19 protein-coding genes are annotated in these 22,419 nt (G+C 67.7%); 15 read left to right on the plus strand and 4 right to left on the minus strand.

Annotation, left to right across the window (positions count from 1 at the left end):
- Positions 1-416 precede the first annotated feature (416 nt).
- Both R1H25_RS18345 and gshB read right to left on the minus strand, forming a co-directional pair.
- Complete coding sequence (locus R1H25_RS18345) at positions 417-1,301, minus strand: energy transducer TonB (protein WP_049445443.1); 885 nt, start codon at positions 1,299-1,301, stop codon at positions 417-419.
- The gene (gene gshB, locus R1H25_RS18350) at positions 1,301-2,248 is read right to left on the minus strand and encodes a glutathione synthase (protein WP_317224290.1); all 948 of its coding nucleotides are present in this window, start codon (positions 2,246-2,248) and stop codon (positions 1,301-1,303) included. Before gshB ends, R1H25_RS18345 begins: the two co-directional genes overlap by 1 nt.
- 240 nt (positions 2,249-2,488) lie before the next feature.
- Between gshB and pilG the strand changes: the two genes are divergently transcribed.
- From pilG to R1H25_RS18385, 7 genes are all read left to right on the plus strand, one after another.
- The gene (gene pilG, locus R1H25_RS18355) at positions 2,489-2,890 is read left to right on the plus strand and encodes a twitching motility response regulator PilG (RefSeq protein ID WP_005418455.1); all 402 of its coding nucleotides are present in this window, start codon (positions 2,489-2,491) and stop codon (positions 2,888-2,890) included.
- 18 nt (positions 2,891-2,908) lie between these two features.
- Positions 2,909-3,271, plus strand: coding sequence for a PleD family two-component system response regulator (locus R1H25_RS18360; RefSeq protein ID WP_005410717.1), 363 nt, complete (start codon positions 2,909-2,911; stop codon positions 3,269-3,271).
- Positions 3,271-3,801, plus strand: coding sequence for a chemotaxis protein CheW (locus R1H25_RS18365; RefSeq protein WP_049445439.1), 531 nt, complete (start codon positions 3,271-3,273; stop codon positions 3,799-3,801). Before R1H25_RS18360 ends, R1H25_RS18365 begins: the two co-directional genes overlap by 1 nt.
- Positions 3,802-3,842: 41 nt before the next feature.
- Positions 3,843-5,879, plus strand: coding sequence for a methyl-accepting chemotaxis protein (locus R1H25_RS18370; RefSeq protein WP_049445437.1), 2,037 nt, complete (start codon positions 3,843-3,845; stop codon positions 5,877-5,879).
- A 100-nt stretch (positions 5,880-5,979) separates the two neighbouring features.
- Positions 5,980-12,603 carry an Hpt domain-containing protein gene (locus tag R1H25_RS18375; RefSeq protein WP_317224291.1) on the plus strand — a complete coding sequence of 2,208 codons (6,624 nt, stop codon included), beginning with the start codon at positions 5,980-5,982 and terminating at the stop codon, positions 12,601-12,603.
- Positions 12,590-13,888: a chemotaxis protein CheB gene (locus R1H25_RS18380; RefSeq protein WP_317224292.1), complete on the plus strand. Its 1,299-nt coding sequence runs from the start codon at positions 12,590-12,592 to the stop codon at positions 13,886-13,888. The genes R1H25_RS18375 and R1H25_RS18380 overlap by 14 nt, the downstream gene beginning before the upstream one ends.
- Entirely contained in the window at positions 13,885-14,349 is a 465-nt protein-coding gene (locus R1H25_RS18385; RefSeq protein ID WP_317224293.1) for a chemotaxis protein CheW, read from the plus strand. The genes R1H25_RS18380 and R1H25_RS18385 overlap by 4 nt, the downstream gene beginning before the upstream one ends.
- Positions 14,350-14,451: 102 nt before the next feature.
- Here R1H25_RS18385 and R1H25_RS18390 read toward each other — a convergent pair whose 3' ends face one another.
- The gene (locus tag R1H25_RS18390; RefSeq protein ID WP_317224294.1) at positions 14,452-15,189 is read right to left on the minus strand and encodes a 16S rRNA (uracil(1498)-N(3))-methyltransferase; all 738 of its coding nucleotides are present in this window, start codon (positions 15,187-15,189) and stop codon (positions 14,452-14,454) included.
- Positions 15,180-16,571: an adenosylmethionine--8-amino-7-oxononanoate transaminase gene (gene bioA, locus R1H25_RS18395; protein ID WP_234367941.1), complete on the minus strand. Its 1,392-nt coding sequence runs from the start codon at positions 16,569-16,571 to the stop codon at positions 15,180-15,182. The genes R1H25_RS18390 and bioA overlap by 10 nt, the downstream gene beginning before the upstream one ends.
- A gap of 77 nt (positions 16,572-16,648) precedes the next feature.
- Here bioA and nudE point away from each other — a divergent pair, with 77 nt between their 5' ends.
- The 8 genes from nudE (at position 16,649) to gcvT (ending at position 22,346) form a co-directional block, all read left to right on the plus strand.
- Positions 16,649-17,212: an ADP compounds hydrolase NudE gene (nudE, locus tag R1H25_RS18400; protein ID WP_005418435.1), complete on the plus strand. Its 564-nt coding sequence runs from the start codon at positions 16,649-16,651 to the stop codon at positions 17,210-17,212.
- Complete coding sequence (gene cysQ, locus R1H25_RS18405) at positions 17,209-18,012, plus strand: 3'(2'),5'-bisphosphate nucleotidase CysQ (protein ID WP_317224295.1); 804 nt, start codon at positions 17,209-17,211, stop codon at positions 18,010-18,012. The genes nudE and cysQ overlap by 4 nt, the downstream gene beginning before the upstream one ends.
- A gap of 13 nt (positions 18,013-18,025) precedes the next feature.
- A complete protein-coding gene (gene mazG / locus R1H25_RS18410; protein WP_057502048.1) occupies positions 18,026-18,865 on the plus strand; it encodes a nucleoside triphosphate pyrophosphohydrolase in 840 nt (279 codons plus the stop codon).
- The gene (locus tag R1H25_RS18415; RefSeq protein WP_049445449.1) at positions 18,862-19,191 is read left to right on the plus strand and encodes a YnfA family protein; all 330 of its coding nucleotides are present in this window, start codon (positions 18,862-18,864) and stop codon (positions 19,189-19,191) included. The genes mazG and R1H25_RS18415 overlap by 4 nt, the downstream gene beginning before the upstream one ends.
- Positions 19,192-19,315: 124 nt before the next feature.
- Complete coding sequence (locus tag R1H25_RS18420; protein WP_088480715.1) at positions 19,316-19,618, plus strand: DUF962 domain-containing protein; 303 nt, start codon at positions 19,316-19,318, stop codon at positions 19,616-19,618.
- Between the two features lie 66 nt (positions 19,619-19,684).
- Positions 19,685-20,644 (plus strand): SPFH domain-containing protein, encoded by a 960-nt coding sequence (locus tag R1H25_RS18425; protein ID WP_005410704.1) that lies wholly within the window; start codon positions 19,685-19,687, stop codon positions 20,642-20,644.
- 1 nt (position 20,645) lies between these two features.
- Positions 20,646-21,089: an NfeD family protein gene (locus tag R1H25_RS18430; protein WP_049445415.1), complete on the plus strand. Its 444-nt coding sequence runs from the start codon at positions 20,646-20,648 to the stop codon at positions 21,087-21,089.
- A 144-nt stretch (positions 21,090-21,233) separates the two neighbouring features.
- Positions 21,234-22,346, plus strand: coding sequence for a glycine cleavage system aminomethyltransferase GcvT (gcvT, locus tag R1H25_RS18435; protein ID WP_049445412.1), 1,113 nt, complete (start codon positions 21,234-21,236; stop codon positions 22,344-22,346).
- Positions 22,347-22,419: the final 73 nt, after the last annotated feature.

Raw genomic sequence — 22,419 nt, forward strand, 5'->3', positions numbered from 1 at the left:
GAACCCGTCCCTGGGGGCTTAGCCGCGCCATCCATGGCGCGGATACCCCCGCGAACCCACCCCGCCCGACCTCTGACAGTTTCCGTGTGCGTCCGCCACGGAAAATCAAAAGAAAATCAAAGTCAAAAGCGGGTCGCTTCGCTCGCATCCACGCGTGGCGTGGATGTGTGTCGACCAAGGTCGACACCTACCAAAGCAATGGTGCGCCGGGATCTGTCAGAGGTGGGGCGGTGTCGGGTTGCGGGGTATCCGCGGCATGGATGCCGCGGCTAAGCCTACAGGGACGTACTTGCGGCGTCCCCGCCACCCGACACCGCCCCGCCAAGCGTCAGTACACCGGCCGCCGCTGCTGCTGTTGCTTCGGATGTGGCCGTTGCCTCTGCGGGTCCCGGGCCGCAGGCCCGGGCAACAAAACCCTACCGGTCGTCGTGCAGGGTGCCGCCCGGCAGGAACACCCACGTGCGGGTGACCTGCAGGATGTCGATCTCATCTTCGGTCTTCGGCAACGGCGGGAACGGCTGCGCCAGCTTCACCACCCGCAGGGCCGCCTCATCCAGCAGCGGCGTTCCGCTCGAACGCAGGATCCGGCTGCTCTCCACGCTGCCATCGCGGCGTACGCCCACGCTGATCACCACCTGGCCGCCGAGGCGGCGCTGCCGCGCCTCGTCCGGGTAATTCAGGTTGCCTACGCGCTCGGCGCGGTCGACCCAGGCACGCAGGTAATTGGCATAGGCATATTCACGCGTGCTGGCCGACACGAACTTGCGGTTCGGGCGCTTGGCGTACTGCGCCGAGCGCAGATGCACTTCAGCGGCCAGTCGGGCCATTTCCACATCGCGCTGCTCGCGTGCGCTCAGCGGTGCGTCCGGTTCGGGCTGATCCGGCGTGGGGCGGGACTGCGCCTGCGCCACCACCTCCTGGCCATTGCGGCTGCTGACCACCCGTGCCTGCGGCGGCGGAACCGGTGCGGCCGATTGCTGCTGCTGCGGCACCGGGCTCAGCCCAGACTGGGCCTGCGGCACGATACCGGCCTGGTTGTCGCGCGGACGCTGTGCGCGGTCGTGCTCGCCACCGCCTTCCTGGTTGGCTGCGGCCAGGAAATCAGCCTGCTTCGGCGTCAGCGCGGTGCGGGTCTGGCTGAAGATCACTTCCAGCGTCGGCACCAGCGGTGCATCACCCTTCACGGCGAAGCCCACGCCCAGGATCAGCAGGGCGTGGACCAGCACAGACAGCGCGATGGTCGCCCCCAGCCGTTGCGCTTCGCGCGGTGGCGGGGGCAGGACGGCAGGTGCGGACGGCATCAGCGCGGGCCGGCCTCGAGCGCGTCGAACAGGGTGCCGGCAATGTTCAGTCCGTACTGTGCGTCCAGTTCGCGCACGCAGGTCGGACTGGTCACGTTGACCTCGGTCAGATAATCCCCGATCACGTCCAGGCCGACGAAGCGCATGCCACGACGCTTCATCTCCGGGCCCACCTGGGCGGCGATCCAGCGGTCGCGCTCGCTCAGCGGGCGGCCTTCGCCGCGGCCGCCGGCGGCGAGGTTGCCGCGGAACTCATCGCCCTGCGGGATGCGGGCCAGGCAGTAGTCGACCGGTTCGCCATCGACCAGCAGGATGCGCTTGTCGCCGGCGGTGATATCGGGAATGAACTTCTGCGCCAGCGCCATGCGGTGGCCGCCGTCGGTCAGCGTTTCCAGAATCACGTTCAGGTTCGGATCGCCCTGGCCGCTGCGGAAGATGGAGCGGCCGCCCATGCCGTCCAGCGGCTTCAGCACGGCCTGGCCGTGCTCCAGCGCGAAGGCCTTCAAGGCCTTGGCGTCGCGGCTGACCAGGGTTGGCGGGCAGCACTGCGGGAACAGCAGGGCGGCCAGCTTCTCGTTGTAGTCGCGCAGGCCCTGCGGGTTGTTGACCACGCAGGCACCGGCAGCCGCCGCCACGTCCAGTACCTGGGTGTCGTAGATGTACTCGGCATCGACCGGCGGGTCCTTGCGCATCAGCACGATCTGGCCGGGGCCGAACTCGGTGCGGCTGAATGCGCCCAGCTCATACCAGCCGGCCGGGTCGTCGCGCACCTGCAGCGGCGCGGTCTGGGCCACCGCCACGCCGCCCTCCAGGGCCAGGCCACCCGGGCGCACATAGTGCAGGGCATGGCCGCGGCGCTGGGCTTCCAGCAGCATGGCGAAGGTGGTGTCCTTGGCGATCTTGATGTGGGCGATGGGATCCATCACCACGATGACGTTCAACGGCATGGGCGCACCTGTCAGGCAAGGCGTTGATGGTAGCGGCAACGCCGGTCGCGCGCCTCCCCGCCGTACTGCAACGCAGCGTCCGCCCGGCGCTCGCGCACTCATTGCGAAACCCGTCACGTTCAGGAGGGGGCCATGCCCCGCGCCGTGGGGCGGCCTTGAAGCGGGCGCAGTAAGTGCGATATAGATACGCTTTCGTAGCGGCCCCCGCCAGAGATCGGGCCGTGCGCTTGGGGATAGGCAATGACTGAAAACACGACTGCGGGCGGGGAACTCGCAGGACTCCGGGTGATGGTCATCGATGATTCGAAGACCATCCGCAGGACTGCGGAAACGCTGCTCAAGCGCGAAGGCTGCGAGGTGGTCACCGCCACCGACGGCTTCGAAGCGCTTGCGAAGATCGCAGACCAGCAACCGCAGATCATCTTCGTCGACATCATGATGCCGCGCCTGGACGGGTACCAGACCTGTGCGCTGATCAAGGGCAACCAGCTGTTCAAGGCGACCCCGGTCATCATGCTCTCGTCCAAGGATGGCCTGTTCGACAAGGCGCGGGGACGCATCGTCGGCTCGGAGCAATACCTGACGAAGCCTTTCACGCGTGAAGAACTGCTGGGTGCCATCCGCACATACGTCAACGCCTGACCAGGGGGGAAAGGCACAATGGCTCGTATCGTTCTGATCGAGGATTCACCGACCGACCGCGCGGTGTTCACCCAGTGGCTGCGCCGTGCCGGCCACGAGGTGCTGGAAGCGGACAACGCCGAGGATGGACTGCAGCTGGTCCGCGACCAGGTGCCGCAGCTGGTGCTGATGGACGTGGTCCTGCCCGGCATGAGCGGCTTCCAGGCCACCCGCGCGATGGCCCGTGATGCGGCGATCAAGCACATTCCGGTGATCATCGTCAGCACCAAGGCGATGGAAACCGACAAGGCATGGGGCCTGCGCCAGGGCGCGGCCGATTACATCGTCAAGCCGCCGCGCGAGGATGAACTGATCGCGCGGATCAACGAACTGGTGGCCTGATGCGCTCGCCCTTCGACATTCTCGAAGCCTACGAACGGCGCAGCCTGGCCCATGCAGTGCAGCTGCCCGAGCGGCAGTTCGCCCAGGACCTCTGGCGTGGCGTGGGTTATCGCGTCGGCCAGCGCCGGCTCGTGTCCGATTTCCGCGAAGTGGTGGAAATCGTGCCGATGCCGCCGGTGACGCCGGTGCCGTGCGCGCAGCCGTGGTTGCTGGGCGTGGGCAACCTGCGCGGCAACCTGTTCCCGGTGGTCGACCTGAAGTACTTCCTGGAGGGCACGCGTACCGTGCAGCAGGAAGGCCAGCGGGTGCTGATCATGCGCCAGGCCGGTGGCGACGTGGCACTGACCATCGATGAACTGTTCGGCCAGCGCAGCTTCGAGCTGGCCCAGCAGATCGATGCTGGTGCGCTGGCCGATGGGCGTTATGCCCACTTCGTCGACCGCGCCTTCCACGCCGACGGCCAGGACTGGGGCGTGTTCTCGCTCTCGCTGCTGTCGCGCACCCCTGAATTCCGGCAAGCCGCGGCCTGAGGCCGGGCGCTGCCCCCTGCATTGAAGAACGAGGTTGAACGATGAGTACTGCTTCGGACGCCACCAAGACCGGCAAGCTGCGGCTGGGCGGCAGCAACCTCTGGCTGTTCCTGCTGCTGGCATCGATGATCCTGTTCGGCGTCAACACCGGTGTCGCCACCTGGCAGGGCAGTCGCCTGGCCGATGCCGGTTCCAAGGCAGCCGACCTGCAGGTGCTGTCACAGCAGCTGGCCAACCAGGGCCGTGACGCGGTGGGCGGCAACGCGCAGGCGTTCACCGCCTTCAAGGCCACCCGCAACGCGATCGAACAGAATGTGTCGACGCTGCAGGGGCGCTACGGCAAGGAGCCTGGGGTCTCCGGCGCAATCGCCACGCTGGGTGAAACCTGGGCGCCGCTGGGCAAGCAGGCCGGCCAGCTGGTCGCCAGTGAGCCGGCGGTGCTGGCCCTGGCTGGCAACGCCAACAACTTCAGCGGTGCAGTACCGGGCCTGCAGGCACAGCTGAACGAGCTGGTGCGTGCGATGTCCGCCTCCGGTGCGCCGTCGGCGCAGGTGTACAGCGCGCTGCAGCAGGTGGTGGTAGCCGGCTCGATGGCCCGCCGCGTGACCGAAATGCGTGCCGGTGGCAGCGGTGCTGCTACAGCCGGCGATGCGCTGGCCCGCGACATTACCGTGTTCTCGCAGGTGCTCGACGGCCTGCGCAACGGCAACGAGGAACTGGGTATCACCGCCGTGCGCGGTGCTGCCGCCGTGGCCGCGCTGGAGCAGTCGCAGCAGAAGTGGGAAGCGATGAAGCAGGACGCCGACGCGATCCTGGCCAGCTCGCGCCAGCTGTTCGCCGCGCAGTCCGCAGCCACCGCGCTGGGCCAGGGCTCGGCGCACATGCTGGACGACAGCCGCAAGCTGTTCGACGCGTTCTCCTCGTTCGGCTCGGTGTCCGATACCCGCCTGTTCCCGAACTTCTGGATCGGCGTGGTGTCCGGCGCACTGTCGCTGATCGCGATCATCGGCTTCGTCTCCACCAACGTGCGCAGCCGCTCGCGCGAGCAGGAACTGCGCTACCAGACCCAGGTGGAGTTCAACAGCCGAAACCAGCAGGCGATCATGCGGCTGCTGGACGAAATCTCCTCGCTGGGTGAGGGCGACCTGACGGTGAAGGCCTCGGTGACCGAGGACATGACCGGCGCCATCGCCGACGCGATCAACTACGCCGTCGACGAGCTGCGACACCTGGTGACCACCATCAACGACACCTCGGCCAAGGTCGCGCTGTCCACCCAGGAAACCCAGGCCACCGCCATGCAGCTGGCGGAAGCGGCGGGCCACCAGGCCAACCAGATCACCTCGGCCTCGGACCGCATCGGCGAGATCGCGGCGAGCATCGAACAGGTGTCGCGCAACTCGGCCGAGTCGGCCGACGTGGCACAACGCTCGGTGGTGATCGCCGCCGAAGGTGCCGGCGTGGTGCGCGAGACCATCCAGGGCATGGACCAGATCCGTGACCAGATCCAGGAGACCTCCAAGCGCATCAAGCGCCTGGGCGAATCGTCGCAGGAAATCGGCTCGATCGTGGAACTGATCAACGACATTTCCGAGCAGACCAACATCCTGGCGTTGAACGCAGCGGTGCAGGCCGCGTCGGCGGGTGAAGCGGGCCGCGGTTTCGCGGTCGTGGCCGACGAAGTGCAGCGCCTGGCAGAACGCACCTCGGGTGCGACCCGACGCATCGAAAACCTGGTCCAGGCCATTCAGGCCGACACCAACGAAGCGGTCACCTCGATGGAGCAGACCACAGCCGAAGTGGTGTCCGGTGCACGCCTGGCCGAGGATGCCGGCACCGCGCTGACCGAAATCGAGCGCGTGTCCAATGCATTGAACACCCTCATCAAGAACATCTCCATCGCCGCCCAGCAGCAGTCGGCTGCGGCCTCGGACATCACCCGCACCATGGGCGTGATCCGGCAGATCACCGGCCAGACCTCGCAGGGTGCCGGGCAGACCGCCGAATCGATCGGCCACCTCGCGCAGCTGGCGGCGGACCTGCGTCGTTCGGTCGCCGACTTCAAGCTGCCGGCGTGACGCGGGCAGGGCGGCGAGCAAGGAACCAGTCGATGAAGCATTTCCATTCCCCACGCCAGAACTCGCGCGGCTTCCGCGCGGCGGCGAACGGAGCGCGTCCATGAGCAGTCTGCGCGATGCGATGAGCCACGCAGCGCTGGGCTGGGTCAAGCCCGAGCTGGACGAGACCCTGCGCCAGGTGCGCAACGAGGTCGAGTACTACGCGGAAGACCCGACCGATGCCAGCCGCATGCGCATCTGCGCCGGCTACCTGCACCAGGTGCAGGGCACCCTGCGCATGGTCGAGCTGTACGCCCCGGCGATGGTGGCCGAGGAGCTTGAACAGCTGGCCAATGCCATCGGCGCCGGTGGTGTGGCAGATCGGGATGAAGCCTGCGCGACCCTGATGCGTGGCAGCGTGCTGCTGCCCGACTACCTGGAGCGCCTGCAGAACGGGCATCGCGATATTCCGATCGTGCTGATGCCGCTGCTCAACGAGATCCGTGCCGCGCGTGGCGAAGAAGGGGTGCATGACAGCGTGCTGCTGGCATTCGCACCGGACAGCGTCACCGCGACCGAGGCCGAACTGGACCATGCCCGTGGCAGCCTGAGCGGGCGCAATCGCGAACTGCTCGACACCGTCGGCAGTGCGGTGAAGGAAGAACTGCTGCGCATCAAGGATGCGCTGGACCTGCACCTGCGTACCGGCGGCGCGCCCGAACAGCTGCAGACCCAGGCCAACGAACTCGGTGCGGTGGCCGATACGCTGGGCATGATGGGCCTGGGCGTGGCCCGCGGCGTGGTCGTGCAGCAGCGGGACGCACTGCGTGGCGTGGTCGAAGGGCGCCAGCAGATCGACGAGAACCTGCTGCTGGATATCGCCGGTGCACTGCTCTACGTGGATGCCTCGCTGGACGACCAGGTCGCCCATCTGGGCGCCGGCGGCAGTGGCGAGGACGATCCAAGCGCGGTGGAGAACCGGCGCACGGTAGAGGTGCTGGCGCATGAGGCCATCGCCAACTTCGCCGCCGCCCGCGAGCACTTCGTCGCTTTCATTGAAACCAGCTGGAACCATGCCGAGCTGCAGGACGTGCCGCGCCTGCTGGGGGATGTCTCCGGCGCGCTGCGCATGCTGGATCTGGGCACGGCGGCCGATTACCTGCGCGGTGTGCAGCAGTACATCGAAGCCGAGCTGATCGGTCGCCAGCGCGTGCCCAGTGGCCGTCAGCTGGACACCCTGGCCGATGCCATGGCCAGCCTGGAGTACTACCTCGAAGCCCTGCGCGACCGCCGTCCGGGGCGCGAGGACATTCTCGACATCACCCGCAGCAGCCTTGAAGCGCTGCGCTATTGGCCGTTGCCGGACCGCAATGCGGCGGCACCGGTTGCCGCTGCGCCGATTCCGTTTGCATCGCTGCTGGTGGATCGCGAGCCGGTCGCGCTGCAGGCCGAGCCGTTGCAGCCGGAGCGCATCGAAATTGCTGTACAGCCGGCCGCGCCCGCCGCTGGCACTGTGCCGGCGCCACTGCCGGACTTTACCTTTGATCCGCCACCGGCTGCGCCTGCACCGGAGGTGGTGGACAACACCCTGATGTTCGGTGCGCTGGGAACCGTTGCATCCGCACCGATGTCGCTGCATGACGACGCAGATGCACCGCTGGTGTTCGCGGCTTCGAGCGCGCCTGCGCCCGAGGTTCCGCAATGGGATCTCGCACCGTTCCATCCGGAGGCCGATCCGGCCGCGAGTGCCGACGACGAGCGCAGCCCGACCTTTGCCAGCTTCGATCCGGTCAGTTTCGAACAGGCCGAAACCAGAGTGGAACCGGCACCGCAGTGGATGCTTTCGGAGGCAACGCCGCCGGCAGTGGCCGATGTGGCCGTGATGGATATCGAGGACAACGTCGACGCGTCGGTGCCCTTCGACACCGCTGTCTTTGCCGCGCCGGTGTTCGACCCGGTGGCTGCCGAGCACGATGCGGTTGCCGCCGGTGACGACGTGGTGTTCCACTTCGATGCCGACGCGCTGGACAACGCTGACGATGTGCTGTCGCTGCATGCGATGGAGACGCTGTCGCTGGACGGCGATGCCGCGCTGCATCCGTCGCTGGAGATCGCCGATGCCGGTGTGCCAACGATGGAGGACGAAAATCCTGTTGCCGTCGAAACGGGTGCCGCTGCTGCGGATGCACCGATTGACGCGCCGGCATCCGGTGTCGACGCGCCTTCGCCTGTGGCGGATGCGCCTGCGGTTTCGGTGATCGACATCGACACCATCGCGCCGATCGATTTCAGCGAAGCTGACGCGCAGTTCTTCGCCGAGCTGAGCGCGGCCGCTGCGGACTTCAATCCGCAGGCAACGGCCGCGCCCACCGTGGCCGAAGCACCAGTCACGGCGGATGCCGAGGCGGGCTTCGAAGCGGGCTTCGAAGCGGGCTTCGATGATGACGCGGAGAACATCGACGAGGACATCCGTGAGGTGTTCCTGGAAGAGTTCGATGACGAACTGGCCAATCTCGGCAGCTTGCTGCCGGCATGGCGCATGCAGCCGGACAACATGGACCGGCTGCGGCCGATCCGCCGCATCTTCCACACCCTCAAGGGCAGTGGTCGCCTGGTCGGTGCCCGCACCCTGGGTGAGTTCGCGTGGAAGATCGAGGGCATGCTCAACCGCGTGCTGGACGGCAGCCGTCCGGCCTCGCCGGCTGTGCTGGCCATGGTCGACAACGCGCACGCCGCGCTGCCGCAGCTGAACGCCGCGCTGCGCCACGGCCAGCGCATCAGCGTGGACCTGCAGGCGATGCAGGCCATCGCCGACCGTGTCGGCGCCGGTGAGGAAACCTATTACGTGCCGCTGCCGGTAGCGACCGCGCCTGTGGCACCGGTGGCCGAGGCCGAGACCGAAGGCGAGGACGAGATCAGCCGCATCCTGGCGGCCGAAGCCATCGCGTCGGTGCAGGACGAAGCCGAGCCCGAGGCCGTAGGTACTCCAGCCAACATCGACAGCGTGCTGCGCGAGATCCTTGAAGCCGAAGTGGAAGTCCACCAGGCCACCCTGCAGGACTGGCTGCGTTCGGCGCAGCAGGCGCCGCAGCCGGTCAGCGACGCGCTGCTGCGCGCGGTGCACACCATGAACGGCGCCTTCGCGATGACCGAAGTGCCGGAAATCACCGCCGTCACCGGTGGCGCCGAGTCCTACATCAAGCGTGCGCTCGCCGCCGACGTGGTGCCTGGCGACGAAGGCGTAGCCGCGCTGGATGCGACCGCACAGGCGATCACCGCGACCATGGAAGCACTGCAGGCCGAGCAGCCGCGGATCGCGCCGCAGGGCGCGCTGGTGCAGCGCCTGCAGGCGTTGGCCGGCGAGTTGCCGGAAGCGCGCTGGCCGATGGCCGGGCTGGAGGACGAGGACGACGATCTGGCGTTGGAGGCCGACCTGGAGTTTGATGCCGCTGTCGAGACGACGGATGCCGCCGCGTTCGAGGCAAACGAGTCCGGGATCGTGCCTGCCGAGCCGGTGCTGGAACCGATTGCAGCCGGCGCGCAGGCGCCGGAAGCCACGGACGTGATCGATGCAGGTCTGGAGGTCGGCGAACTGACCAGCGGCGATGATCTGTCGCGGTACTTCGATGCCGGATGGCCGTCGGTGCCGGGCGAGGGCGAAGCCGCCACCGTGGATATCGGATCGATTGAATCGATCCAGCCGGTTGAAAGTGAGTCGGTTGCTGCGCCGGCCGCTGAAGCCGATCTGACTGCCGCAGACGACCTGTCGCCGTACCTCGACGCCAGCGCGCTGCCGATCGATGACCGCGACGCGGACGAACTGCCTGCGTCTGCGGAAATTGACGCGATCGACCTGAATACGCTGCAGCCCTCCGATCTGGAGGAAGCCGAAGGCAACGCCTTTGACGACGCTGCTGCACTGCCACTCGACAGCGAGCTGTCGAGCCTGCAGGATGAAATGGCTGCGCCGGGTTTTGCAGAACCGGTCACGCTGGCAGCCGCGCTCGAGGCCGGCCTGCACGTGATCGACGAAGAGCAGACCCTGGACGACGACGGGCAATGGCCCGTGCTCGGCCTCCAGGCCAGCGAACTCGCGCCGGGCGAGGCGGAAGCCTTTGCCGAGGATGCGGACGTCGGCGGGGAGGCGGCGGTCGGCGAAGGAGAGAGCGCCGATCAGCCGTCCCCGGCGACGGTGAATGAGGAGATCGCTGCCAAAGCACCGCAGGCCTCCGAAGAGCCGGTGCGCTTCTTCGAACTCGAAGAAGCACCGGGTCAGGGCACGGTCCATGACGATGCCGAACCTGTCCAGCCGGAAGTCGCAGTCGTTGCAGTCAATGCGCCGGCCCACGATGAAGCCTCCGCTCTGGAAGACAACGCGGATGGCATCGATGCGCTCGACTTCAGCGTGTATGACCGCGAGCTGGTCGACATCTTCGTCGAGGAAGGCAAGGACCTGCTCGACCACTGCGACGGTCTGATCAGCGAGCTGCGCGATGCGCCGCAGGACCGCGAGGTGCTGGCCGGCCTGCAGCGTGACCTGCATACCCTGAAGGGTGGTGCACGCATGGCCGGCATCAACGCCATCGGCGATCTCGGCCACAGCATCGAATCGCTGCTGGAAGCCGTCGCCGCCGGCCGCACCGAGATCGAGCGCCGCGATGTGCAGCTGCTGGAGCGTGGCTTTGATCGCCTGCACCAGCTGCTGACCCGCACCGGTGATCATCGCGTGGTGGAACCGGCGCAGGACCTGGTCGACGCGTTCGAAGCGCGTACCACCACCGATATCGCTGCGGCAGCGGCAGCCAATGTGGCGAGCGTCGCAGAAACCGTCGCGGCAGCGGTCGCCAGCCCGGCTCCGGCACTGATCGATGCGCCGTTGTCGGCACCGCTGCCGGCAGAAGGCGCGGTCGATGAAGATCCGCTGGCGCGTCCGCAGCAGGAGCAGGTGCGCGTGCGCGCCGACCTGCTCGACCGCCTGGTCAACCATGCCGGTGAAGTGGCGATCTACCGCTCGCGGCTTGAACAGCAGCTCGGTGCCTTCCGTGGCGCCATGGGCGAACTGGAGCGCACCAATGCGCGTCTGCGTGACCAGCTGCGCCGCCTCGATCTGGAAACCGAGGCACAGATCGTCGCGCGCTACCAGCGCGAACAGGACCAGGCCGACCAGAAGTTCGATCCACTGGAACTGGACCGCTTCTCCACCCTGCAGCAGCTCAGCCGTGCGCTGAACGAATCGGCGGCCGACCTCGGTGGCCTGCAGGGCGTGCTCGACGATCTTTCGCGCCAGTACGATTCGCTGCTGCAGCAGCAGTCGCGGGTCAGTTCGGAACTGCAGGATGGGCTGATGCGCGCGCGCATGGTGCCGTTCGATGGCCTGGTGCCGCGCCTGCGTCGCGTGGTCCGCCAGTCGGGCATGGATACCGGCAAGCAGGTCCACCTCACCCTGGAAGGTACCCACGGCGAACTGGACCGCAACGTCCTCGACCGCATGGTCGCGCCGCTGGAACACATGCTGCGCAACTCCGTGGCCCATGGCCTGGAGGCGCCGGAACAGCGTCGTGCCGCCGGCAAGCCTGAGGAAGGCGAGATCGCCATCCGCCTGCACCGCGAGGGCTCGGAAATCGTGCTGGAAGTGGCCGATGACGGTGCCGGTCTGGACCGCGAGGCGATCCGTCGCCGTGCCATCGACCGTGGCCTGCTGGCTGTCGATGCGCAGCCGAGCGAGCAGGAGCTGGACAACCTGATCTTCGCCTCAGGCTTCACCACCGCCGACCAGGTCAGCCAGCTGGCAGGCCGTGGCGTGGGCATGGACGTGGTGCGCAACGAAGTGCGCCAGCTGGGTGGTTCGGTCGACATCCAGTCGGTGCGTGGCCAGGGCGTGCGCTTCACCCTGCGCCTGCCGCAGACGCTGGCGGTCACCCAGGCGGTGTTCGTGCAGATCGGCGAAACCACCTTTGCGGTGCCGGTCGCATCGGTCAGTGGCATCGGCCGCCTGTCGCGCGAGCGCTTCGAAGCCGCCGACAGCAGCTACCGCTACAGCGGCGAGGACTATCCGCTGTACGACCTCGGCAGCCTGGTCGGGCAGGCCCCGGCGCGTGCCGATGGCCAGGACCAGGTGCCGCTGCTGCTGGTCCGCGCCGGTGACCTGCGGGCCGCGGTGGCGATCGACCAGGTGCTGGGCAACCGCGAAATCGTGGTCAAGCCGGTCGGCCTGCAGATCGCGTCGGTGCCGGGCATCTACGGCGCCACCATCACCGGCGATGGCCGCGTGGTGGTGATCCTGGACGTGGCGCCGCTGGTGCGCCGCTTCCTCGCCAACCCGACGCTGCCGGTACTGGCCAACGCACCGCGCCAGGAGCGCCAGGTGCCGCTGGTGATGGTGGTCGACGACTCGCTGACCATGCGCAAGGTCACTGGCCGCATCCTCGAGCGCCACAACTTCGAGGTCAGCGTCGCCCGCGATGGCGTGGAAGCGCTGGAACGCCTGGAAGAGCGCGTGCCGGACCTGATGCTGCTGGATATCGAGATGCCGCGCATGGATGGCTACGAGCTGGCCACCGCGATGCGTGCCGACCCGCGCTACAAGGATGTGCCGATCGTGATGATCACCTCGCGCAGCGGCGACAAGCACCGCCAGCGCGCCTTCGAGATTGGTGTCCAGCGCTACCTGGGCAAGCCGTACCAGGAACTGGACCTGATGCGTAACGTGTACGACCTGCTGGGGATCGCCCGTGTCCGTGAGTGAAACCCAAATGGCGCCGGCCGTTGCCCTGCTGGCCCGCCCCGGCGCGGCGCGTGAGCGCCTGCGCGAGGCGCTGTCGCATGCGGATGTGCAGCTGGTGCTGGAAGACGACCCGAACAGCCTGGAGCCGCAGCTGCTGCAGGAGGCGCGCCCGCAGATCGTGGTGATCGCCCTGGAGGCGGCCATCGAGGATGCACTTGAGCGCCTGGAAAGCGCACTGTCCGCACCGGGCCTGACCCTGGTGTTCGACGAGGCTGAACTGGCTGCGCGTCGTGATGGTTGGGAGGCACAGCGCTGGGGCCGCCACCTGGCTGCCAAGCTGCACGGACACCAGCAGGTGTTGCCGCCGGGTGCCGAGGATGAACCCAGCCTGCAGCTGGAGCCTGGCCATCCGGCACCGGCACCGGCGCCACAGGAAGAAGCGCTGCAGCCGCACCTGGACCAGGCGTTGAGCTGGGCCGACGACGTGCCGGCGGACAGTCTTTACTCACCGCCGCCGCATCTGCACGAACCGGTCCCGCTGGAGCAGGTACTGGCCGCACCGCAGCCGGTCGTGCCCGAACCGGCGGCGCCTGCGGCACCGCCGATCTCCTTCGATCACACCGCCTGGTCGCTGGTCGAGGAATCGATCGAAGCGCCGGTACCGGCAGAAGTGGCGGCACCGGTCGCCGCGCCGCAACCCTCCTTCGATACCGATCATTTGAGCCTGGTCGATCTGGATGCTGCTGCTCCGGTGGGCGCGCGCGCCGGATCGCTGCTGGTGCTGGCCGGTATCGGTGGCCCGGATGCGCTGCGCCGCCTGCTCGGCGCGCTGCCGTCTTCGTTGAGCGTGCCGGTGCTGGTGCACATGCGCCTGGACGGCGGTCGCTACGGCAACCTGGTCAAGCAGATGGCACGTGTCTCACCATTGCCGGTGCAGCTGGCCGAAGCCGGTCAGCGCGCCATCCCGGGCGAGGTGCATGTGCTGGCCGATGATATCGGCGTACGCACAGCGCCTGACGGCCTGCATTTCCTCAGCGACGCCAACGGCATCGCCATCGCCGGGCTGCCGGCGGAACATACCGCGCTGGTGCTCCTCAGCGGTGCCGATCTGGCCCATGTCGGACCGGCGCTGGACCTGGCGGCCGCCGGTGCCTGGGTGGCCGGGCAGGTGGGTGAGGGCTGCTATGACCCGGCGGCGGCCACCGCCGTGGTTGCGGCCGGCATGGCGGCCGGAGAACCGCAGGAACTGGCGCAGGCCATCGCCGCGCGCTGGGGTGAGCAGGACGATAACGGAGAGGCACCATGAGCTATGCCAGCAATGATGAAATCCGCGGCGTCCTGATCCAGGCCGGCAACGAGCGTGTACTGCTGCCCAATGCCACGGTGGCCGAAATGATGTCGCGCGTGCCGGTGCAGCCGGTCTCCGACGCCCCGCGCTGGCTGGTTGGCGAAATCGGCTGGCATGGCTGGCAGGTGCCGCTGGTGTCGTTCGCACGCCTTTCGGGGCTGGGCGAAGAGCCGGTGGCTGGCCACAACAAGGTGGTGGTGCTGAAGGCCCTGAGCGGCAACGCGCAGCGCCCCTACTATGCGCTGTTGACGCAGAATTTCCCGCAGCTGATCTCGGTGCCGCGCGACGGCTTGCTGGCCGACGCCTCCGAAGAAACCCTGCCGCAGATCGTGCACATGCGCGTGCTGCTGGGTGAGCGGAGCGCGTTGCTGCCCAACCTGGATGCGCTGGAAGCCGCCCTGGATTCGCTGGCGGCCTGAGCGGCAATCCGCCGGTCGGGTTCGCGGTAGTGCCGGCCGCTGGCCGGCAACTTCATGATCGGGTGGATGCCGGCCAGCGGCCGGCACTACCACGAATCAGCCTTATCCCAGATCGCCCAACCGCGCCTGCAGTGCCGCGATCGCGGCCAGCCCGGCGGTCTCGGTACGCAGGATGCGCGGGCCCAGCTGCAGGCCCTGGAAGCCTGCAGCCGCCAGCTGATCCCGGTCGCGCGGCGACCACCCCCCTTCCGGACCGATTGCAATCACGACTCCCGCGGCGGGTGCAGCGTCCAGCGTCGACAGCCGATGCGCGCCCTGCGGGTCCAGCGTCAACCGCAGCGTATCCACCGGTAGTGCTGCCGTCGCCTGCGCCAGCGACAGAGGCAAACCCACCTGCGGAATGCGCGCGCGCCCGGACTGGCCACAGGCCGAGGTCACAACATTGTTCCAGTGCGCCACGCGCTTCTCCGCGCGAGCTGCATCGAGCTTCACCTCGGTGCGCTCGGCGTTGACCGGAATGATCGCTGCCACCCCCAGTTCGGTGGCCTTCTGCAGGATCAGGTCCATCTTCTCGCCGCGGGCGATGCCCTGCAGCAGGGTGATCGCCAGCGGCGATTCATTGGCGATGGCCTGCACGGCGTCGATGCGGACCTGCACTTCGCGTTTGCCGGCCACCGTCAGTGTCGCGCTGTAGTCGTTGCCATCGCCGTTGAACAGCACGCAGGTATCGCCCTCGCGCAGGCGCATCACCCGTACCAGGTGGTTGGCCGTCTCTTCCGGCAGGGTCACGGTCTGGCCGCTGTGCAGCGCCAGGTCGATGGGGCAGCGGGTCACGCGCATGCAATCGCCTCGTCAATCGCTGCCAGCGTGGTATGTGCCAGCAGCTCCAGTTGTTCGTCATCCACGCAGTAGGGTGGCATCCAGTACAGCACGTCGCCCAGCGGACGCAGCACCACGCCACGTTTCAGCGCGGCCTTGTAGGCGTGCAGGCCCAGCCGCAGTGCCGGGTCGAACGGCGTGCGCTTGTTGCCGTCGCGCGACAGCTCGAAAGCCACCACCATGCCGGCCTGGCGCACGTCTGCCACGTGCGGATGGTCGTTGAACGGTGCCGCCAGCGTACCCATCACGGAAGCGATGCCGCGGTTGCGGGCGATCACATCGTCGTCGCGGAAGATGTCCAGCGTCGCCAGCGCGGCCGCGCAGGCCAGCGGGTTGCCGGTGTAGCTGTGCGAGTGCAGGAACGCGCGCTCGCGCGAGTCGTCGAGGAAGGCGTCGTACAGCGCCTGCGTCGCCAGCACGGCGGCCAGTGGCAGGAAGCCGCCGGTCAGGCCTTTCGAGAGGCACATCAGGTCCGGCATCACCCCGGCCTGTTCGCAGGCGAACAGGGTGCCGGTGCGGCCGAAACCGGTGGCGATCTCGTCGGCGATCATGAAGGCGCCGTGCGCATCACACAGTTCGCGCACGCGCTGCAGGTAGACCGGGTCATGCATGCGCATGCCGCCGGCGCACTGCAGTCGTGGCTCCAGGATGACTGCGCAGATCTCACCGGGGTGCTGGTCGAACAGGGTGGCCAGGCCATCGGCGGCCTGGCGCGCGCGATCCGCTGCACTCTGGCCGGGTTCGGCCAGGTAAGCGTCGGGCGAGGGCGCGAACAGCCCTTCGGCCAGCAGCGGTGCGTAGACACGGCGATACAACGGGATGTCACCCAGCGCCAGCGCGCCCAGGGTCTCGCCGTGGTAGCCGTTCTCCAGTGCGATGAAGCGCGTGCGCCGCGGCTCCCCACGGTTCTGGAAATACTGGAAGGCCATCTTCAGCGCCACTTCCACGCCGGCCGAACCGTTGTCGGCATAGAACACCTTGGCCAGCGGTTCGCGGCCAGGCTGGCGCGGGGCCAGTGCCAGCAGGCGTTCAGCAAGGGTGATGGCCGGCTCATGGCCGAAGCCGGCCAGCATCACCTGTTCCAGCTGCGTGGCCTGGGTGGCGATGGCCCCCCCGATGCGCGGTTCGGCATGGCCGAACAGGTTGGTCCACCAACTGCTGACCGCATCCAGGTAGCGGTTGCCATCGTGGTCGATCAGCCATGCACCTTCGCCACGGGCGATCGGCACCAGGGGCAGGGTGTGCGGGTGTTCGCGCATCTGCGTGCACGGGTGCCACAGCACCTGCAGGTCGCGTTGCCGCCAGTGCTGGGCCAGCGGAGAGGGGGTTGGGTCTGCTAGCATTTCGGGCTCATGAACATGTTGCTGCCTGCACATTCTATCGGCCCCGGCGCAGGCGCCGGCCGCCGCGGAGATTCCGCATGAACGATGACCGTGCCGGCCGTCGCTTGCCGATCATCCATCGGATCACCGATGAGGAGAACGGCCCCTTCCAGCGCCAGCACCTGGACCTGGAGTTCTCCAACGGCGAGCGCCGCCGCTTCGAGCGTCTGGTCAGCCGGGGCCATGGTGCAGTGGTGGTGGTGCCGATGCTCGACGACGAGACGGTGCTGCTGGTACGTGAATACGCAGCCGGCATGCACCGCTACGAACTGGGGCTGGTCAAGGGCCGGATCGATGCCGGCGAGACCCCCGAGCAGGCCGCCGATCGCGAACTGAAGGAGGAGGCCGGTTACGGCGCGCGCCGGGTCGATGTGCTGCGCGCGATGACCCTGGCCCCGACCTACATGAGCCACCAGTCCTGGCTGGTGGTGGCGCGGGACCTGTACCCGGAAAAGCTGGCCGGCGACGAGCCGGAAGAACTGGAAGTGGTGCCGTGGAAGCTGGCCGAGCTGGATCAGCTGATGCTGCGCGAAGACTTCTCAGAGGGACGCTCGCTGGCGGCGCTGTTCATCGCCCGCCAGTGGCTGCAGGGAACGCGATGATCAAACTGACCACGGACCTGCGCGAGACCGCCATCGCCATCGCCCAGCAAGCCGGACAGGCCATCATGCAGGTCTATTCCGATGGCTTCGACGTGCAGATCAAGGATGACGACAGCCCGCTCACCAGTGCCGACCTGGCGGCCAACCAGGTCATCGAGCAGGGCCTGCAGCAGCTGACCCCGGACCTGCCGATCCTGTCCGAGGAGTCGGCCCCGGTCACGTGGGAGCAGCGCCGCCATTGGGGCGCGTACTGGCTCGTCGACCCGCTCGACGGTACCCGCGAGTTCATCAAGCGCAATGGCGAGTTCAGCGTCAACATTGCGCTGATCTACCAGGGGGCGCCGGCCTTCGGCGTGGTGCTGGCGCCGGTGACCGGCATCGTCTGGCATGCCATGCGTGGCGAGCTGGCCTATCGCCGGCAGGGCCTGCATGACACCGTGCTGCGTACGCGCACACCGGCCACCGCGCCGCTGCGCGTTGCCGCCAGTCGCTCGCACCGCTCACCGGAAACCGAAGCGCTGCTGGCGAGGATGGGGCGCATCGAGACCATCGCGCAGGGCTCGTCGCTGAAATTCTGCCGGATCGCTGAAGGTGGCCTGGATGTCTACCCACGACTGGGCCCGACCTCCGAATGGGATACCGCCGCCGGCCAGTGCGTACTGCACGCCGCCGGCGGAGCGGTGCTGTCGGCGGCGACCGGCAAGCCGTTCCGCTACAACCGCCGTGAGACCCTGTTGAACGGCGATTTCATTGCCCTTGGTGATACCAGCCTGCCGTGGCGCGACTGGTTGTCCGACTGACCCTGGAGGCCGCATGAGCGCGCACGAGACCCCCACCACCGGCAGTGCAGCCAGCAACGAACTGGAGCGCCTGCTGGCGATCATGGCGCGCCTGCGCGATCCGCAGGGCGGCTGCCCCTGGGACCTGGAACAGAACTTCGCGACCATCGCGCCGTACACCATCGAGGAAGCCTACGAGGTGGCCGATGCGATCGACCGCGGCGACCTGGATGATCTCTGCGACGAACTCGGGGACCTGCTGCTGCAGGTGGTGTTCCATGCGCGCATGGCCGAGGAGCAGGGCGCCTTCGCCTTCGCCGAGGTCGCACGCGCGATCAGCGACAAGATGCAGCGCCGCCATCCGCACGTGTTCGCCGACGTCAGCGTTGACGATGCCGACGGCGTGACGCGCAACTGGGAGGCGATCAAGCGTGCCGAGCGCGCGGCCAAGGGCGAGCAGGATACCTCCGCGCTGGCCGGCATCTCGCGCGGCCTGCCGGAATGGCAGCGTGCAGTGAAGCTGCAGTCGCGCGCGGCCAAGGTCGGCTTCGACTGGCCTGGCCCGCTACCGGTGCTCGACAAGGCCGCCGAGGAGCTGCAGGAGCTGCGCGAGGAATTCGAGCGCGACGGCACCGCCGCGAACAAGGGGCGCCTGCAGGAAGAACTGGGCGATCTGCTGTTCGTCTGCGCCAACCTGGCGCGCCATGCCGACATCGACCTGGGCGCGGCACTGCGCGGGGCCAACCACAAGTTCGAGCGTCGCTTCCGTGCGATGGAAGCGCAGGCCGAAGCGCAGGGCAGCGCGTTGGCGACACTGGACCTGGATGCGCAGGAAGCGCTGTGGCAGCACGCGAAGGCGGCGGAGAAAGCGTGAAGACGCTCGGCCTGTTCCTGCTGACCGCGCTGGCCGAGATCGTGGGCTGCTATCTGCCCTGGTTGTGGTTGCGCAAGGAAGGCAGCATCTGGCTTCTGCTGCCGGCGGCCGCCAGCCTGGCCCTGTTCGCCTGGCTGTTGACCCTGCATCCGACCGCCAGTGGTCGGGTCTATGCCGCCTACGGTGGCGTCTACATCGGCACCGCGCTGTTCTGGCTGTGGCTGGTCGATGGCATCCGTCCCAGCCGCTGGGACCTGCTCGGTGCCGCGCTGTGCCTGGCCGGCATGGCGGTGATCATGTTCGGCCCGCGCACCTCATCGGTGTAGAACCCGGCCATGCTCGGCTGCTCTCCTTCCGACCGCGCTGGCGCGCGTAGGCCGAGCATGGCTCGGCTCTGCAAGGTCAGCGATGGTGCATGATGGGGGCGCCCCTGGTTCCCGCAGCATGCGCATGTCCCGATTCGCCAGCTTCCGCGAGTTCTATCCGTTCTATCTCAACGAGCACCGCCACCCGGTGTCGCGGCGCCTGCATTTCATCGGTAGCTGTGGGGTGCTGCTGCTGATCGTGGCAGCCCTCCTGCGTGGGCAGCCGATGCTGCTGCTGGCGGCGCTGCTGTGCGGCTACGCTTTCGCCTGGGTCGGCCATTTCTTCTTCGAGAAGAACCGTCCGGCGACCTTCCGGCATCCGCTGTATTCATTCATGGGCGACTGGGTGATGTTTGCCGATATCCTGCGCGGGCGGGTGCCCTGGTAGCTCCGCTGTGCCCACCGCCCTCACGCGCTATGCTGGGGCCTGGGCGACAGAGATAAGGAAAGCGCGATGTTCCCGACCATGTTCTTTACCGTGGTACTGGCCTTCGTGGCCGTGGTGATCCTGTTCAAGGCGGTGCGGATGGTCCCGCAGGGGTATGAATGGACCGTTGAGCGCTTCGGCCGCTACACCCACACCATGACACCGGGCCTGCACTTCCTGATCCCGATCGTCTACGGCGTCGGGCGCAAGGTGAACATGATGGAGCAGGTGCTGGACGTACCCAGCCAGGAAGTGATCACCAAGGACAATGCCGCTGTGCGTGTGGATGGCGTGGTCTTCTTCCAGGTCCTGGATGCGGCCAAGGCCGCCTATGAGGTGGCCAACCTGGAAGTGGCGATGATTGCCCTGGTGCAGACCAACATCCGTACCGTGATCGGCTCGATGGACCTGGACGAGTCGTTGAGCCAGCGCGAGGTGATCAATGCTCAGCTGCTGAGCGTGGTCGACCATGCCACCAATCCCTGGGGCGTGAAGGTCAACCGCATCGAGATCCGCGACATCCAGCCGCCGCGCGATCTGCTGGATGCGATGGCGCGGCAGATGAAGGCCGAGCGCGAGAAGCGCGCGCAGATCCTTGAAGCGGAAGGTTCACGGCAGTCGGAGATCCTGCGCGCCGATGGCGAAAAGCAGGCTACCGTGCTGGAGGCTGAAGGCCGTCGCGAAGCCGCGTTCCGCGATGCCGAGGCGCGCGAACGCCTGGCCGAGGCCGAAGCGATGGCGACCAAGGTGGTGTCGGCGGCGATTGCCGAGGGTGACGTGCAGGCGATCAACTACTTTGTCGCGCAGAAGTACGTGGAAGCGTTCAAGGAACTGGCCAGTTCGCCGAACCAGAAGCTGGTGCTGATGCCGATGGAGGCCAGTGGCGTGATCGGTTCGATCGCGGGCGTGGCCGAACTGGCGAAGCAGGCGCTGGCCAGCCAGGACAACAAGGCCGCCGGCAAGCGGCCGCCGCCGCTCGGAGGCTGACATGCGCTGGGAAGTCGTCGGTTGGGGTGCGTTGGCGCTGCTGCTGTTCGCGGCAGAGGCGTTGGCACCTGGCGCGTTCATGCTGTGGATCGGCATTGGCGCAGCGGCCGTGTTCGTATTGGTTGCGGTGTTCAGCGGCATTCCGTTGCTGTGGCAGGTCGTTGCCTTCGTCGTGCTGAGCGTGGTCTCGATCCAGTGCTACCGGCGCTGGGGCAAGGCAAGGGCGCGGCCCAGCGATGCACCGTTGCTCAACCGCCGCGCCGAACAGCTGGTCGGTCGGGTGGTGCCCTTGCAGCAGGGCATCATCGGCGGGCAGGGCCGGGTCAGCATCGATGATGCGTACTGGCAGGTCAGTGGTCCGGAACTGCAGGCCGGCAGCCTGGTGCGGGTGGTGGCGGTGCAGGGCAGCACGCTACGGGTCGAGGCTGCAGACCGCCCCCTGTAGAGCCGAGCCCACGCTCGGCGCCCACACGAAGAGCCGCCGAGCATGAGCTCGGCTCTACAGCTCCGGCGCTGCGCTGCGGCACGCCTGCGGGCGACCGATCTGGGATAATGGGGATTCTTGTTTCCTCTGCTGCCGGACCCGGTCATGACCCAGAAGACGCTGCTCAACGATACCCACCGCGCCCTTGGCGCCAAGATGGTCGATTTCGGGGGTTGGGACATGCCCATCCACTACGGCTCGCAGCTCGACGAGCACCACCTGGTGCGTCGCGAGTCCGGTGTGTTCGACGTCAGCCACATGACCGTGGTCGACCTGCGCGGTGACCAGGTCAAGCCGTTCCTGCGCCGCCTGCTGGCCAACTCGGTCGACAAGCTGAAGGTGACCGGCAAGGCGCTGTACTCGTGCATGCTGAATCCGCGCGGCGGCGTCATCGACGACCTGATCGTCTATTACCTGGGCGACGACTTCTTCCGCATGGTGGTCAATGCCTCCACCCGCGAAAAGGATCTGGCCTGGCTGCGCGAGCAGGCCGCACCGTTCGGCGTTTCCGTCGAGCAGCGCCCGGACCTGGCCATCCTCGCCGTGCAGGGTCCGCAGGCGCGCGACATCGTCATCGGCCTGGTCCGCGAAAGCGACCGCGCAGCGCTGGCCAAGCTGGGCCGCTTCGCCGCCCTGCAGGTGCAGTCGGATGACGGCGTCGAGCTGTTTGTCGCCCGCACCGGCTACACCGGTGAAGACGGTTTCGAGATCCTGCTGCCGCAGGACGCCGTGGTCGCGTTCTGGAACCGCCTGCTGGCGGCGGGCGTGAAGCCGGCCGGTCTTGGCGCGCGCGACACCCTGCGCCTGGAAGCCGGCATGAACCTGTATGGCCAGGACATGGACGAAGAGATCAGTCCATATGAAGCGGCGCTGGCCTGGACCGTGTCGCTGGACGAAGGCCGAGACTTCATCGGCCGCGACGTGCTGGAAGCGCAGAAGGCTGCCGGTACCGCGCGGCAGATGATCGGGCTGGTGATGGACGAGAAGGGCGTGCTGCGCCACGGCCAGGCGGTGACCACCGCCGGCGGCCAGGGCGAGATCCTGTCCGGCACCTTCTCGCCGACCCTGGCCAAGGGCATCGCCTTCGCCCGCGTACCGGCCGGTGAGCTCGGCGAAGTCACCGTCGACATCCGCGGCCGGCAGGTGCCGGTGCGCGTGGTCAAGTTCCCGTTCGTGCGCGAAGGCCAGGCCCAGCCCGGTGTGCTTGCCGACGCCTGATCCGAACATGCCGGTCGTCACTGACAGCAGTGGCGGCCGGTTGGTTACACTAGCCCCGTTTTTTCCACCCCTG

Origin of the sequence: Stenotrophomonas veracruzanensis (genome assembly GCF_032911525.1) — a bacterium.
Classification (GTDB): domain Bacteria; phylum Pseudomonadota; class Gammaproteobacteria; order Xanthomonadales; family Xanthomonadaceae; genus Stenotrophomonas; species Stenotrophomonas africana.

Excerpts from the sequence above, each read along its gene's own strand:
- R1H25_RS18420 (WP_088480715.1), top strand. The coding sequence starts at position 19,316 with ATGTCCCGATTCGCCAGCTTCCGCGAGTTCTATCCGTTCTATCTCAAC.
- gshB (WP_317224290.1), bottom strand. The coding sequence starts at position 2,248 with ATGCCGTTGAACGTCATCGTGGTGATGGATCCCATCGCCCACATCAAG.
- bioA (WP_234367941.1), bottom strand. The coding sequence starts at position 16,571 with ATGCTAGCAGACCCAACCCCCTCTCCGCTGGCCCAGCACTGGCGGCAA.
- pilG (WP_005418455.1), top strand. The coding sequence starts at position 2,489 with ATGACTGAAAACACGACTGCGGGCGGGGAACTCGCAGGACTCCGGGTG.
- mazG (WP_057502048.1), top strand. The coding sequence starts at position 18,026 with ATGAGCGCGCACGAGACCCCCACCACCGGCAGTGCAGCCAGCAACGAA.
- R1H25_RS18375 (WP_317224291.1), top strand. The coding sequence starts at position 5,980 with ATGAGCAGTCTGCGCGATGCGATGAGCCACGCAGCGCTGGGCTGGGTC.
- R1H25_RS18390 (WP_317224294.1), bottom strand. The coding sequence starts at position 15,189 with ATGCGCGTGACCCGCTGCCCCATCGACCTGGCGCTGCACAGCGGCCAG.
- R1H25_RS18430 (WP_049445415.1), top strand. The coding sequence starts at position 20,646 with ATGCGCTGGGAAGTCGTCGGTTGGGGTGCGTTGGCGCTGCTGCTGTTC.
- cysQ (WP_317224295.1), top strand. The coding sequence starts at position 17,209 with ATGATCAAACTGACCACGGACCTGCGCGAGACCGCCATCGCCATCGCC.
- R1H25_RS18425 (WP_005410704.1), top strand. The coding sequence starts at position 19,685 with ATGTTCCCGACCATGTTCTTTACCGTGGTACTGGCCTTCGTGGCCGTG.
- R1H25_RS18385 (WP_317224293.1), top strand. The coding sequence starts at position 13,885 with ATGAGCTATGCCAGCAATGATGAAATCCGCGGCGTCCTGATCCAGGCC.
- R1H25_RS18365 (WP_049445439.1), top strand. The coding sequence starts at position 3,271 with ATGCGCTCGCCCTTCGACATTCTCGAAGCCTACGAACGGCGCAGCCTG.
- R1H25_RS18370 (WP_049445437.1), top strand. The coding sequence starts at position 3,843 with ATGAGTACTGCTTCGGACGCCACCAAGACCGGCAAGCTGCGGCTGGGC.
- R1H25_RS18345 (WP_049445443.1), bottom strand. The coding sequence starts at position 1,301 with ATGCCGTCCGCACCTGCCGTCCTGCCCCCGCCACCGCGCGAAGCGCAA.
- R1H25_RS18360 (WP_005410717.1), top strand. The coding sequence starts at position 2,909 with ATGGCTCGTATCGTTCTGATCGAGGATTCACCGACCGACCGCGCGGTG.
- nudE (WP_005418435.1), top strand. The coding sequence starts at position 16,649 with ATGAACGATGACCGTGCCGGCCGTCGCTTGCCGATCATCCATCGGATC.
- gcvT (WP_049445412.1), top strand. The coding sequence starts at position 21,234 with ATGACCCAGAAGACGCTGCTCAACGATACCCACCGCGCCCTTGGCGCC.